A 13,670-nucleotide genomic window follows, 5' to 3' on the forward strand; every position below is an offset into this window, starting at 1 on the left:
CCTGTCTTGCGTCCTTACAGCGCGAACACGTTGGATCGTCGCACTTCGCTGTCTCGTGACAGGGGAATGGCCGGCATAAGTCCACCCGGCAGCCGCTCGCCGACCGGTCCGGGCGACCACCGCTGATCGCCCTGAATGGCAGCGATCGCCTCAGGCGGTCGCTGCGACGATCATGATCTCGACCCGATATTCGGGTGCTGCAAGGCGGCTCTCGCCGGTTGCTCGCGTGGGGGGATCGATCTGGGCCACCCATGCATCCCAAACCGTGTTCATCGCCTCGAAATCGGCCATATCGGCGAGCCAGACCATGGCAGAGAGGATATGGTTCTTGCTGCTACCGGCAGCCTCCAGAAGCCGCTCGATATTCTGGAGGATGGTCCTCGTCTGTGTGGCTACGTCGTCGCCAGGCGTTCCCACCTGGCCCGCGAGATAGACGGTTCCATTGTGAATGACGGCCTGGCTCGCGCGCGGGCCAGCTTCAATGCGGGTGATAGACATGATTTCTCCTCCTCACTGGGATTGCAGTGCGGGCGGGACTGCAGGGATCGGCGGCATATCGCAGCACCCCCTACACCCCACCCGTCATGGGAGAGGCAGCAAGATCCCTCACCCACTCGATCGGCGGAATAAAAGGATGGACGACGGTAAATCTAGAATATGCGGGACAATCTCTGGGAGATCGCTCCCTCTCGGGGTCAGGTTGGCGAAAGTTCCGACATGAATCTTCCCGTGACGGCGCGCGAGCCGGTGGTCTCTGCCCGCATCTGCGCTCGCACATCGCTGGGCGATGTATCGAACACCTCTTTGAACATCCGCGAAAAGTGGGACGCGTCGGCAAAGCCGCACTCATAGGCGATCTCGGACATGCTCTTGCCGGTATGGCCGATCAGCCAAAGGGCGCGCTCGAGCCGGATCTGCCGGTAGGTATGGGCAGGTGACATGTCGAGTTGCGCATGGAAGGCTCGTGTAAGCCGCCGCATATTGGTGCCGAGTGTCTCGGCAATGCTCTGGATGGTTACGGGGCTGCCCAAATTTTGCTGCATGAGCAGAAGCGCCCTTCGCACGAACGGATCCCTCACCGGCGCACTCAGATCCAGTGCCGTGCGCGCCTGGGGATGATTGCTCGCCCTCGCCTCGTCGAACAATAACAGCGAAACCGTCTTGAGCGCCCGTTCCCGCCCGCAATGCCGCTGGATCAGGTGGATGGCGAGGTCGAAGGCGCTGGCCCCGCCTGGACAAGTAAGCCGCGGACCATCGATCGTGAACAGGCGGTCGGATTCTATAAGGATGTTGGGGAATTCAGCTTGAAACTCGGCCACATGGAATTGATGGACGCAGGCACGCCGCCCTTCCAACGCACCTGTTCGCGCCAGCATGAAGCTGCCGGTGCAGGCGCCTATCAAGGGAACCGTCCGTTCCGCAGCATCGCGCAGATAATCGACGATCGCCGGGTCGGTTCGCTCATGGCTCTGGAGCTTTCCCCCGACCACGACGATATAGTCGTAATTATCGGGCGGCTGGAGCTTGGCCGTGGGGAGTACAGTCAGACCACAACTCGATCGAATCTGGCGACTGTCGGGCGCCATGATATCCCAGCGGCAATAAAGATTGCGGCTAAGGTCGAATTCATCCCCCGCAATCCGCAGCGCCTCTACGAACCCTGTCAGCGCCAGCAGCGTGAAATCCGGGAGGAGCAGGAACCCCAGGCGCAGTTCGAGGACAGGGGTTTCGAGCTTTCGCGTATAATCCACGACCATCTTGTGATCACTTGGCTAGGGTGGAGGCCCGCCAGCGCGAGCCGATTAGCAGGATCGTCGCTCATCTTCCAGAACTTGTCCATATCCTTCTATCTCCATTCCCGTTTGCCTCGCACATTCGGAAAAGGCGAAGGCGAGCGATGCGACATCGGACTGGCGTGGAAAATATAAGATCGCGCGCCACGCTCGATGTGGAAGCCAAGCTCAGTGACGCAGTGGAACTGGCGTCCCGCGCATCTCTCACGCCGACCACGACATGTTGGGGGAGAGCCGCCAGTGGCAAAAAGAATAGCAACGCATTGCGATGAGAAGACGCTCGACGCGATCTTCGCCTCGGTCGACCAGTCCCACCTTCCAGGAGTGGTCGCGGGCATCGCGCTCGACGGCGTGCCGTTCTACCGGAAAGGGTTCGGCCGCGCAAACATCGAGCTGCCGACCCTTCTGACGCCCGCAATGCGGCTTCGGATCGGGTCCACCTCAAAGCATTTCGCTGCATTGGCCTATATGCTGCTGTGCGAGGAAGGGCATGCCGGCATCGACGACGAGGTCGGCCAGCATGTTCCTGGCCTCCGGCCGGTGAACGCGCGCGCGACAATGCGCCAGCTCATGGGACATGTCAGCGGCATCCGCGACCTTCTCTCGGTGACGATGCTGTTCAACGGCATCGGCCGCCCTGTGACCGACGAGGAGATGATCGCCTATTATCGGACCATCAAGGATGTCGATTTCGATCCCGGCACGCGGTGGAGCTATAATAACGGCGGCTATATCCTTCTGAGCGCGGCAATCGAGACGATCACGGGCCAACGATTAGAGGATGTGCTTCGCGAGCGCATTTTCAGGCCAGTGGGGATGCATGACACGGTGCTCCGCCGCTGGGACCAGGATTTCCTGCCCGACAGCGCGACGCTCCACTTCCGCAATGGAAAAGGCGAGTGGTCGCGCACCTATATGGGCATGGAGATCAGCGGCGCGGGCGGCATCGTCTCGACCATCGACGACATGCTGCGATGGCTCGGTCACATGGATGCCCCTTCAATAGGTTCCGCGCAGACCTGGCGTCTGATGCATGAGCCACAATTGCTCGCGAACGGCCATTCCACCAATTATGGCCTGGGACTCTTCACCCAGCGCTATCGCGGCGTCGAGATCATCCATCACCCCGGCACCGTCATGGGTGGCAATTTCCAAATGATCGCCGTGCCAGAGGCAAGGCTGCACATCGCGATCGGCTGCAACAGGAGCGATGTCAGCGCGATCGTGCTGGCACACAGCGTGATCGATGCCTGTGTCGAGGGGCTCGAGCCCCTGCCCGGCATACGCGTGCAGGAAAAACGGACCGGCACCTTCCGCTCGCCACGCGATGGCCGCATCATTGCGTTGAGCGCGCGCGACGACACACAGTTCCTGTCGATCGATGGCGCCGCACCGATGCCGGTCACGCCCGACGCGACTGGCTCGCTGCAACTCCCGTCTGCTGCGTCCTTCCTCCAGCAATCGATCCGGTTCGATGGCAATGCGATCGTCCATGGCGACTTCGGCAATGAGGATCGGCTCGTCGAGATCGACACCGATCTGCAGGCGACACTTTGCACATATGCCGGCACCTATCGCTCACAGGATATGGATACGACGTTCGAACTGTCCGAAGACGGCAGTGGCGCACAGGCTCGCAGCAACGGCCGCCATGGCTGGGCGACCTATAAGATGATGCCCATCGCTGCAAACATCTGGCGGCTCCAGGACCAGCTGTCGGGCACGATCGGGGCGGTGATCGCATTCGAGCCGGATGGGAGCGGCTTCGTGCTGGACTTCGGTCGCATGCGCCATGTGCGCTTCGGCAAGGTCGACTGAGATGGATCTAGCCGCTCATGCGCCTGCGCATCTCCATCGCTTCCCGACGATGACGCTTTCATTCCGTCACATCCGCCTCATGGCGTTTGCGGAGTGCTTTTCCCGGCCCTCCTCGAAAAGTGGGACAGCATCATGACCAGGCGAAACTCACCCTATCCCGCAGGCGTGCAGGCCGACTACCCCCCTCTGCGACAGGCCCGCTATGCCCAATATGTCCTCGGCGTGATCGCGCTGCTTGCGACGATGGATGCGGGGATCGTCGCCTTGCTGCTCGAACCGATGAAGCATGACCTGGGACTTACCGACATGCAGGCCGGGATTGCGAGTTCCACCAGCTATTCGGCAGCTTATGGCCTGTTCAGCGTCCCTATGGGATTGCTCGTCGACCGGACTAACAGGGTTCGGCTCGTCTTCCTTGCGATGCTGCTATGGGGAGCATCACTGGTCCTTGCCGCTTGGGCGAGTGGCTTTTGGACGCTGGCACTGGCGAAGGTCATCATGGGTACTGCCACGGCCGCACTCCTTCCTGCCGCACTGTCGCTGTTCGGTGATTATTTCGCCCCCGACAGCCGCGCGTCGGCATCCGCGACCTATCCGCTCGGTAGCATATTGGGTGGCGCCGCGGCGGTCCTGATCGGCGGGCTGGGGTTCGATGCCCTCGGCAAAATCCATACCTCCGATCCCGAGGCGCTCGCTGGATTGGAGCCATGGCGCGCTGTCTTCATGCTTGCAGCGGTGGCGGCGCTGCCGATCATCGGCCTGATCCTGTTCATGCGTGAACCAAGACGTATGGAGATGGGCTCCACAGGTGGGGGGAACTGGCGCGCATTATGGGCACATCGTGACTTCCTCATCCCCCTCCTGGCCGGGGTCGGGCTTCTCACCGGCCTGTCGACCTGCATCACGACGTGGGCGGCCCCGGCCCTCATGCGTATTTATGGGCAGCAACCGGGCGATTTCGCCGGCTGGTATGCTGCCGTGACGCTGGGGTCGGGCATCGTGGGCGTAGCGGCCTCCGGTCGACTGGTGGGCTGGGCACAACGCAACGGCGGCTATCGCGCGGTCATGATACCGGCTGCCATCGCTGCATTGCTGTGCGCACCGGCGACGACCATGGCCATGGCACCCGATGTCGGCATCTTCGCCATCGCGATGACGGTCTTTCAGCTTTCCTATTCCGTCGCCATCGTCGTGCCGGTCATATCGATCAATTTTCGAGTTCCCAACGAACTGCGCGGCCGGACCTTCGGCCTCTATGTCATATCGAGCGCGATCGGCAGCAGCCTGTCCGCACCGGCCGTCGCCGCGCTGAGCGCAATGCTGGGCGGCGAAGCCATGTTGGGCCACGCCATGGCGGGGGTAGGTGCGCCGCTCGCCCTCCTCGCAGCCATTTGCCTCGCCGCGACGATGAGGGCAGGTCGAAAAAATGACCCTGAAATGGTTGCCTCATTGGGCTGACAGTAGCTGTTACATCCGATTTTCGCGACGCAGGAAGCGCTAGTCCGGGGTAAACAGACATCTGCGATCAGCAAAAATCATCGCCAGAATGCGAGACGATACGCCCTTTGTAAAACGACACCGCAGCATAGACTACCACCCAATATTGCGCAGCGAACCTCCTGGTCTGGCAGCAACAAGACCTACCGCACGGTCTGTGCGGCGTGCGCCTGTATATACTATGCAGGCGCCGCTGGAGGCGACTGAGCAGCCCCCGCCCCGGTTACACAGATTTGACATCAATCTTCCACAAATTGTCCACATCCTTCTATCACGACACCCCGTTTGCCCCACACATTCGTCCTGCTCAAATGCCCCGTGAGACTCCAATGCCTCAGACGAGGCGAGATACACGGCAGGGCTTGATCGGGGGGACGGACTTGCATGTGATCCACTCATATCATGTGCAGCGATTGTTCCTCGTCGATACGAGGGGGAGAATGAAAATGACCAGATTGTGGATTGCTCTGGCCGCAAGCACAGCGCTCTTGCCTGTGCCAGCCCTTGCGCAGGCCGTCGCGGCCGATGCTTCGTCCGCTCCGGCTGATAGCCAGGATTTCGGGCAGGAAATCGTCGTGACTGCCCAGAAGCGGACTGAAAGGCTCAAGGACGTGCCCGCCGCGATCACGGCGCTGACCAGTGAAAGCCTGCAGGAACGGGTCGCATCCAAACTCGACGACTATGTCGCGCGGATCCCGGGCCTCGTCGTCTCGCAGGCGGGCGGCGCCAGCGGGGCAACCCAGCTATCCATTCGCGGCATTACGACAGGGGCCGGCGGCAATCCCACTGTCGGCGTCTATATTGACGAATCCCCTTTCGGCGCTTCGACCGGCTACGGTGCCTATACGGTTCCGGACCTCGATCCGCAGGACCTTGCGCGGGTAGAGGTTCTGCGCGGGCCTCAGGGAACGCTCTATGGAGCCGGTTCGCTTGGGGGCCTGCTCAAATATGTCACGGCCGATCCAGACCCGACCCGATTCTTCGGCCGTGTCCAGGTCGATGGCTCCACGGTGGATGGTGGTGGCAGAGGCTATGGGATGCGCGCTGCGGCCAATGTCCCGCTCAGCGAGACCGTGGCGCTACGGGTCAGCGGCTATAATCGCCGCGACCCGGGTTTCATCGACAATGTGCAGACCGGCGAGAAAGACATCAACGCGACGCGCTATTATGGTGGCCGTGCAGCGTTGGCCTGGCAGCTCAACGATGATTGGAAAATCCGCGCCTCGGCCCTTTACCAGCATTATAGCGGCAGCCCACCAATCGTCGACTATGACTCGATGACTTTCCAGCCCTCCTATGGCGAGCTCAAGCAATCACGCGCGCCCGACACGACCAATGTTCGCCAGAATATCGGCGCCTACAGCCTGCTCGTGGAAGGGGATCTGGGCTTTGCCACCTTGACGTCGGCAAGCACCTACAATCACCAGACCATGCGCTTCAATCTCGATTATTCGCCGCTCCTCTCGCCTCAGCTGGCTCCGGCCTTCGGCATTCCCACGCTCGGATTCAAGAATACGGCGCCAGTATCGGTCGACAAATATACCCAGGAACTGCGGTTATCCTCGCCGACGAGCGACAGCCTGTCCTGGCAGCTGGGCGCCTTCTACACCCATGAGAAGCAGAAGGCCTTTTCGCAGATTCTCAGCATCGACCGCGAGACCGGCGCGCCGATCACAGGCCTTCCGGACATCGGGTCGGTCGCGGGCCATTACAAGTTCGCGGAAGTCGCCCTGTTCGGCGATGCGACCTATCATTTCAGCTCTGCCTTCGACATCACGGCCGGCCTGCGCTACAGCAAGAACAAGCAGCGCGTACGCAACGTGAATACTGGGCTGCTGTTCGGGACCACCGTCTTCGAGACCCCTTCGAAGGACGACGCGCTGACCTTCCTCGTCAGCTCGAGCTATCATATCGACAAGGACACGATGATCTTCGCGCGGGTCGCGAGCGGCTATCGCCCCGGTGGTCCGAATGCGACCTATCCCGGCGCCCCGCCCACCTATGGTCCCGACAAAGTGACCGACTATGAGCTCGGGCTCAAGAGCGACCTGTTCGACCGCAAGCTCAGCCTCGAACTCTCCGGCTTCTGGATCGACTGGCGCGACATTCAGATCCAGCGCGTCACGCTCGGCTCTTATGTCGACAATGGCCCTTCGGCGGTCAGTCGCGGCTTCGAAGCATCGGGAACCGTGCGCCCCGCGCGCGGGCTCGAGATCTACGGCAATATCGCCTACACCGATGCCCACCTCACCGAGGATCTTCCGACGGGCTCCGCACTTGGCATATCGGGCGACCGCCTCCCGCTGACGCCTCGATGGGGAGGTGCAGCGGGTGCCACTTATACAGTGCCCTTGTCGGGTGACTGGAATGGCGATCTCGGCATCGACTGGCGCCATGTCGGCTGGAGAGCGGGCGCATTCCCAAATGCAGGACAGGTCCGCTTCCACCTGCCGAGCTACGATACGGTCGACCTGCGTGCGGGTGTCAGCAACGATCGCTGGACCTTCACCCTTTATGCCAAGAATCTCGGCGACGTGCGCGGCCTTAGCACCGACGTAAACCTGGGCGCTGGCATGACCAGTGTCTCGGTGATCCAGCCGCGCACATTCGGCGTGTCGGCCGCGGCCAAATTCTGACCCGGCCGGCGGCTGTGCTCCTTGGGGGAGGAACGCAGCCGCTCATATGGAGGATGACGATGTCAATTCCCGGACCGCCCGCCCATTCAGGCTATAAGGGGACCGACCACAATCCACCCGACTCTGTGAAGGTAGTAACATGACCCTGTTAATCACCGGCGCTAAGATCATCGACGGCGTCGCGGACAAGCCGGTCACCGGCAGCGCCATCCTCGTCGAGCGCAATCGCATCGCCGCGATCGGCCGCCAAGAGGAGATGGACATCCCGGCCGATGTCCAGACGCTCGACCTCAGTGGAAAATTCGTCATTCCCGGACTGATGAACGCCAACGTGCATCTCCTCGTCAATACGACGCTCGAAACGTTGCTGCGCTTCGATGGACGCTATGAGGAACTGATCACCGAAGCCGCCCAGGTGGCGCTCAAGGCCGGCATGACCACGGTCTTCGATACTTGGGGACCGCGCCGCGCGCTCATGGCGGTTCGCGACCGGATTGACCGTGGCGAGGCGGTGGGCAGCCGCATCCGCTGCGCCGGCAACATCATCGGCTTCGACGGCCCGTTTTCTGGCGACTTTTTCGGCAAGGCCGCAGAGGTTGCCAGTTCCTGGTTCGTCGATCGCGTCAATGCGACCTGGGTAGAGAATAGCGGCCGCCACTTGATGTGGATGACCCCGTCTCAGGTTGGCGAGGAAGTTGCGCACTATATCGAGCGCGGCATCGATTTCGTCAAATATGGTGCATCCGAGCATGGCGCGCTGGCAGCCGGCGCCTTCCTGCAATTTTCCGAGCGCGTGCAGCGCGCGATCGTGGAAGCGGCCCATGCCGCAGGACGAACCGCACAGGCTCATATCACGACGGTCGAAAGCCTCCGCATGGCGATCGAGGCGGGGTGCGACCTTATCACCCATTGCAACATGACCGGTCCGGTACCGATCCCGGACGAAACCCTCGACCTTTTCTCACGCACCCAAAGTGGCGCGGTGATCTTTCCGGTGACCGAGGCCGGGCTGGCGCATGTCAAGGGCGCGGTATCCGATCATGAATGGACGATGTGGGCAGCCTCGGACATCAACGCGCGCAACCTCATCGGCTCGGGTGCGCCGATCCTGCTGGCCAATGACGGTGGCGTGTTCGCTCCGGAGATCCTGCGGGAGCCCTGGCTGAAGGCGACCTGGAACGGCATGCCCGAGCAGGAGGCACTCGGCAGGCTGGCGACCGGGCATTTCGCCTGGCTACGCGCGATGGAAGAAAAGGGCATGGCCGCGATGGACATGCTTCATGCCGCAACGCGCAACATCGCCCGCGCCTACAGGGTCGACCACGACCTCGGCACGCTAGAGGCGGGCAAGATCGCCGACATGGTCGTCCTCGACAAGAACCCGCTGGAGGCTGCCGACCATTATCGCAGCATCCACTTGGTCATCAAAGACGGCGGGGTCGTCGACCTCACCCACCTTCCAGAACTCCCCCTGTTGACCAAGGATTTGCCGCCACCGCTGGAGGAGGAAGCCAATTTCAAGCGCCTCCTCCACCAAGGCGCACGACTGCCCGGCTGCCCTTCCTGCGTTAGCGGCGGACATTGACGGCAAGGATATCGAGGGAATTTCCGAAATGAGCATGGACTATGCGGCGGTCATCGCAGAGGTAACGGGACGCGGCGATGTCACCGGTGCATCCTTTGCCTATTGGGACGGCAAGGCGCTGCACGAGGCGGTGGGAGGCCTTCGCAACAGCGTGACAAAGGACCCCGTCACACTCGATACGCTCATGCACATCGGCTCGATCACCAAAGTGCTTAACGCCGCCTTGTTCATGCAACTGGTCGATGACGGGCTGGTCGCTCTCGACGATCCCGTGTCCCGGCACCTGCCCGAACTGCAGCTGGCCGATCCTGCCGCCCTTGCCGGGATCAACTGCCGGATGCTGATCAACCACACCAACGGCATCGACTATGATGTTCCACCCTACCGAGGATTCGATGAGCAACGGATCGTCGATGCAATTGATGAGTGCCCCGGCCTGTCGCAGATTCATGCCCCCGGCGAGGCGACGGCCTATTCGAATATCGGCACCGTCATAGCAGGATATATGGTGCAGAAACTGCGGGGCGAGAGCTGGTACAGCTTGGTGCGTTCGCGCATCTTTGAGCCGCTCGGGCTTAGCCATTCCCTCGCAGACATCACCGAATTGCCCCGGTTCCGCGTCAGCGTCGGCGACCAGGTCGATGAAGGAGGCAGGCTCGTCCAGAGCAATCGGCCGTTCCTGCCGTTGAGCTTCGCCCCGGCTGGCGCGACGATCATGATGACCGCAGCGGACCTCGTCACATTCGCCCGCGCGCTGGTCAATGGCGGCCTCGGCATCAATGGCGTGCGCATCCTCTCGAAGGCAAGCGCGTCGGCGATGGCGACCGAAACGACGCGGTTCATCTCCCCCTCCTCATGGCATGTGGGCCTGGGCTGGATGATTCTGCCAGGAGACGTGCTGTTCCATGGCGGTGGTGGCCCCGGCGTTTCATCGGTCCTCTATGCACATGCCGCGAGCGGCAAGGTGATGGCCCTCCTGACCAACTGCTCAAGGAACGGCATATTCGACGCAGGGCTGGTGGAGCCCATTCTTTCAAGCTGGGACGCTCCGATCGAGGCGCTGGCTCCGATCGAAGGAAGCATCGAGGCATCAGCCTATGAGGGAAGTTTCGAAAACCAGATCTACCGCTTCGACATCTTCAGCGTAGATGGGCAACTCCACGCCAGGATGGCCGCGAGAGTGGATTTCTACGAGACCGACAATGCCCAGGCCACGGTCTTCAAGCTGGAGCGGGTCGGCGATCATCTCTTCCGCATGGTTCTTGACGGCGCTGCGATCCCCTATCCGCTCGCCTTCGTGGATCCCGACGCCGCCGGCAAGATGCAGCGCCTGGGCGCAATGGCCCGGATATTCAATCGTGTTGCCTGACCCGTCTCGCATGCGCCATTGCTGTATCTACTGACGCACCCATGGAGTGATATCCCGTCATGTTGGCTACCGACGAAGGCATGACCGCCAAAGACTTGATCGCCTCGAATTTGGTTTGGGACAATCATGGCTGCATGCCGCTTCGCCCTTTCGACGAGGCATTCCTGCCCAAGCTCGAACTCTATCGCGCAAGCGGCGTCGATGTGGCGATGCTCAATATCGGCTTTGGCGAACAGGGCATCGAGGAGCATGTACGTATGCTTGCCCATTTCCGCCGATGGATCAGGGCGCATAACGACCGCTATCTGCTGATCGAGACGATCGACGACCTCAGTCTTGCGCGCGCGACGAACCGGCTCGCGATCGGCTTCGATATGGAAGGCGCCAACGGCATCGCCGACCAACCCGGCCTCATCTCGCTCTACTACGACCTTGGCGTTCGCTGGATGCTGATGGCCTATAATGGCAGCAATCGCATCGGGGGTGGGTGCCAGGACGATGAGGATCTGGGACTGACCGCATATGGACGCGAGGTACTCGACGAGATGGCCAGGGTCGGCATGGTCGCCTGCTGCTCCCATACCGGCTACCGTACAGCGAGGGACGTGCTAGAATATAGTCGCAAGCCAGTGATCTTCTCTCATTCCAACCCCAGGGCCCTCTTCGACCATCCACGCAACATCCCTGACGAGCTGATCCTTGGATGCGCGCGGACAAGCGGGGTCGTGTGCCTCAACGGCATCGGCAACTTCCTGGGGAACAACGACACCAGCACCGAGAATTATTTCCGGCATGTCGACCATGTCGTCCAGCAGGCGGGCGCCGAGCATGTCGGGATTGGTCTCGACTATGTCTTCGATACTGCGGAGCTCGACGACTATCTCGTCAAGATGAAGGACATGTTTCCCCCAGAGCTCGGCTACGATCTCGATGGAGGCTTCAAATGCGTCTCCCCCGCCCAGATCGAGTCGCTGGTCGAATTGCAGATCAAGGCCGGATATTCTCAGGAGGATATCCGCAATATTCTGGGTGGAAATCTATTGCGCGTCGCGCAAGCCATTTGGAATCCGGGGCTGTCTTGATCCCGCCTGCCAAGCGCCTTAACGAGGGGTCGGCAGAGCACTGGATGAGGCGCCACTCGATCCCCGAGCTTTCCTACGATATCTTTCCAGCGGTGGTTTTGCGCGACCAACGAAATCGCATGCCAGGTCGACAAATAGCCGGACGAAGAGATTCGATACAGCGGCGGCGAAGCGGGACAGCCAGCGCCATTGCGGCCGCTCCATTTCGATCGTGAGATGAATGGATTTCAGCAGTTGGCTCGATCCTCGTCTCGCCTTTCGCACGAGGCGTCCAGCAAGGCGCCGAGCAAGGCAGTCTCATGGCGAGAGGCGATGCGCTCGAAAACCGCCTCGTCCCGCATTGCGCGCGCAAGGACGATCGCTCCCTGGATACCCGATACAGCGTCTTCCGCCAGAGCCTCGGCTTGGAAGGCGGGGACATTGCCGGCTTCCAGGCAGTGGACCAAAGCCGAAACCCATCGTGAGAAATATCCCTGGATCTGTCGGATAAAGATATCCCGAGCGGGAACAAGGCCGACGGAGCCGACCAGGCATATCCTGGCGCCGGACCGAAAATACACCCTGACCTCGGCCATCATCGCGATGATGGCCGATGATGGTTCCCCCGCTTGCTCGAGCGGGCGGAAGATCGCGACGATGAACCATCGGTCTATTTCGCCCAGCACGGCTGCCATCATCTCCTCTTTGCCGCCAGGAAAGAAATTATAGAGGCTCCCCTTTCCAAGGCCGGTCGCCTTCGAGAGCAAGGCCAGGCTGGTGCCTTCGAAACCATGTTCCCGGAAGACTTCTGCAAGCGCTGGAATGGCATCCGCGCGACTGGTGAGGACACGCTTGGCGGTCAAAGACCCAGATCGCCAAGCGAGGGGTGATCGTCCGGACGAGCGCCCGATGGCCAATGGAACTTGCGGTCACTCGGCGTGATCAGACAATCATTTATGGATGCGATTCGACGCGCCATCAGCCCGCCCTCGTCGAACTCCCAATTCTCATTGCCATAGGACCTGAACCAGTTGCCGCCTTCGTCATGCCACTCATAGGCAAAGCGCACGGCGATCCTGTTGCCGTCGTGGGCCCAGATTTCCTTGACGAGCCGATAATCCAACTCCCGTTGCCATTTGCGGGTGAGAAAATCGACGATGGCATCGCGACCGACCAGGAACTCGCTGCGGTTCCGCCAGACGCTGTCGGGAGTATAGGCAAGCGATATCCTCTGTGGATCGCGGCTGTTCCATGCATCCTCGGCCATCCGCACTTTTTCAATCGCAGTCTCGATAGTGAAGGGGGGAAGTGGGGGGCGAGCCATGATCATATCCTCAATTGCTTGTACCCATCGGTACAATCAGGACAGTTATAAGTCCAGCCCAGTCCCATCCCGATGAGCCTGCGTCCGGTCCTGAACCGCGCCAGATCGAGAATGCCGTCCAAGGCTCCTGCCTTCATCTCCGACATGCAGAAAGCGTTACGCGATTATGCCGACGCCAATGCGGAGGCTTATGGTAATGAGAGTTGATCCCGGCAGGCGAGATCGAAGTTATGAAGGTAGGACGTGCGACCTTGGTGCGCTATTAAGGCCTTCAACGCCTGACCTCGCTTTGCCAGGCTTCCTGACTGCGGCCTTGCCCTTTGGCGCGGCCCGCATGTCGGGGATCATGTTATTTTTCTGCGAACCTGTGACCGCCAGCCATATACGGCCGAATGAAGGATCATGGCCAACATGCCCATCCCAAGGCTGATACCGCGATTTCGGACCCACCGGCAGGAACCCTCTCCCCCGCCCGAGATCGAGGGCGACACATGGACCGCGCTCATGGTGGCTGCACAGGCCGGTCATGGCGGCGCCTATCAGCGCCTGCTCTGCGAAAGCGCACTCTGGCTCAAACATTATTTCTC

The 13,670-nt window shown here is 61.1% G+C and carries 10 protein-coding genes and 2 pseudogenes; 7 read left to right on the forward strand and 5 right to left on the reverse strand.

Going from position 1 to position 13,670, the window contains the following annotated elements; translation table 11 throughout:
• Positions 1-150: 150 nt before the first annotated feature.
• Together VMR39_RS18875 and VMR39_RS18880 are read right to left on the reverse strand one after the other, a co-directional pair.
• Entirely contained in the window at positions 151-498 is a 348-nt protein-coding gene (locus VMR39_RS18875; protein ID WP_325417931.1) for a RidA family protein, read from the reverse strand.
• A gap of 197 nt (positions 499-695) precedes the next feature.
• On the reverse strand, positions 696-1,751 hold the full coding sequence (locus VMR39_RS18880) for a GlxA family transcriptional regulator (protein WP_325417933.1): 1,056 nt from the start codon (positions 1,749-1,751) through the stop codon (positions 696-698).
• 282 nt (positions 1,752-2,033) lie between these two features.
• Between VMR39_RS18880 and VMR39_RS18885 the strand changes: the two genes are divergently transcribed.
• The 6 genes from VMR39_RS18885 to VMR39_RS18910 all read left to right on the forward strand — a co-directional run bounded on the left by VMR39_RS18885 (position 2,034) and on the right by VMR39_RS18910 (position 11,780).
• Complete coding sequence (locus VMR39_RS18885; protein WP_325417935.1) at positions 2,034-3,611, forward strand: serine hydrolase domain-containing protein; 1,578 nt, start codon at positions 2,034-2,036, stop codon at positions 3,609-3,611.
• 132 nt (positions 3,612-3,743) lie between these two features.
• Entirely contained in the window at positions 3,744-5,069 is a 1,326-nt protein-coding gene (locus VMR39_RS18890; protein ID WP_325417937.1) for an MFS transporter, read from the forward strand.
• A gap of 485 nt (positions 5,070-5,554) precedes the next feature.
• Positions 5,555-7,744, forward strand: a complete 2,190-nt coding sequence (locus VMR39_RS18895; RefSeq protein ID WP_325417939.1) for a TonB-dependent receptor — start codon at positions 5,555-5,557, stop codon at positions 7,742-7,744.
• 139 nt (positions 7,745-7,883) lie between these two features.
• On the forward strand, positions 7,884-9,329 hold the full coding sequence (locus VMR39_RS18900; RefSeq protein WP_325417941.1) for an amidohydrolase family protein: 1,446 nt from the start codon (positions 7,884-7,886) through the stop codon (positions 9,327-9,329).
• Between the two features lie 28 nt (positions 9,330-9,357).
• On the forward strand, positions 9,358-10,698 hold the full coding sequence (locus VMR39_RS18905; protein WP_325417943.1) for a serine hydrolase domain-containing protein: 1,341 nt from the start codon (positions 9,358-9,360) through the stop codon (positions 10,696-10,698).
• A 59-nt stretch (positions 10,699-10,757) separates the two neighbouring features.
• Positions 10,758-11,780 (forward strand): dipeptidase, encoded by a 1,023-nt coding sequence (locus VMR39_RS18910; RefSeq protein WP_325417945.1) that lies wholly within the window; start codon positions 10,758-10,760, stop codon positions 11,778-11,780.
• Positions 11,781-12,007: 227 nt separating this feature from the next.
• On the opposite strand, the gene VMR39_RS18915 is transcribed toward VMR39_RS18910, so the two are convergent.
• The 3 genes and pseudogenes from VMR39_RS18915 to VMR39_RS18925 all read right to left on the reverse strand — a co-directional run bounded on the left by VMR39_RS18915 (position 12,008) and on the right by VMR39_RS18925 (position 13,089).
• Positions 12,008-12,454, reverse strand: a complete 447-nt coding sequence (locus VMR39_RS18915) for a TetR/AcrR family transcriptional regulator (RefSeq protein WP_325417949.1) — start codon at positions 12,452-12,454, stop codon at positions 12,008-12,010.
• A pseudogene (locus tag VMR39_RS18920) lies at positions 12,455-12,676 on the reverse strand (TetR/AcrR family transcriptional regulator); the annotation flags it as partial.
• Positions 12,619-13,089, reverse strand: coding sequence for a nuclear transport factor 2 family protein (locus tag VMR39_RS18925; protein ID WP_325417947.1), 471 nt, complete (start codon positions 13,087-13,089; stop codon positions 12,619-12,621). The gene VMR39_RS18925 and the pseudogene VMR39_RS18920, both read right to left, overlap by 58 nt.
• A 396-nt stretch (positions 13,090-13,485) precedes the next feature.
• Here VMR39_RS18925 and VMR39_RS18930 point away from each other — a divergent pair.
• Positions 13,486-13,670, forward strand: a pseudogene (locus VMR39_RS18930) (RNA polymerase subunit sigma); the annotation flags it as partial.

It is taken from the genome of Sphingobium sp. (assembly GCF_035511395.1).
Lineage (GTDB): Bacteria > Pseudomonadota > Alphaproteobacteria > Sphingomonadales > Sphingomonadaceae > Sphingobium.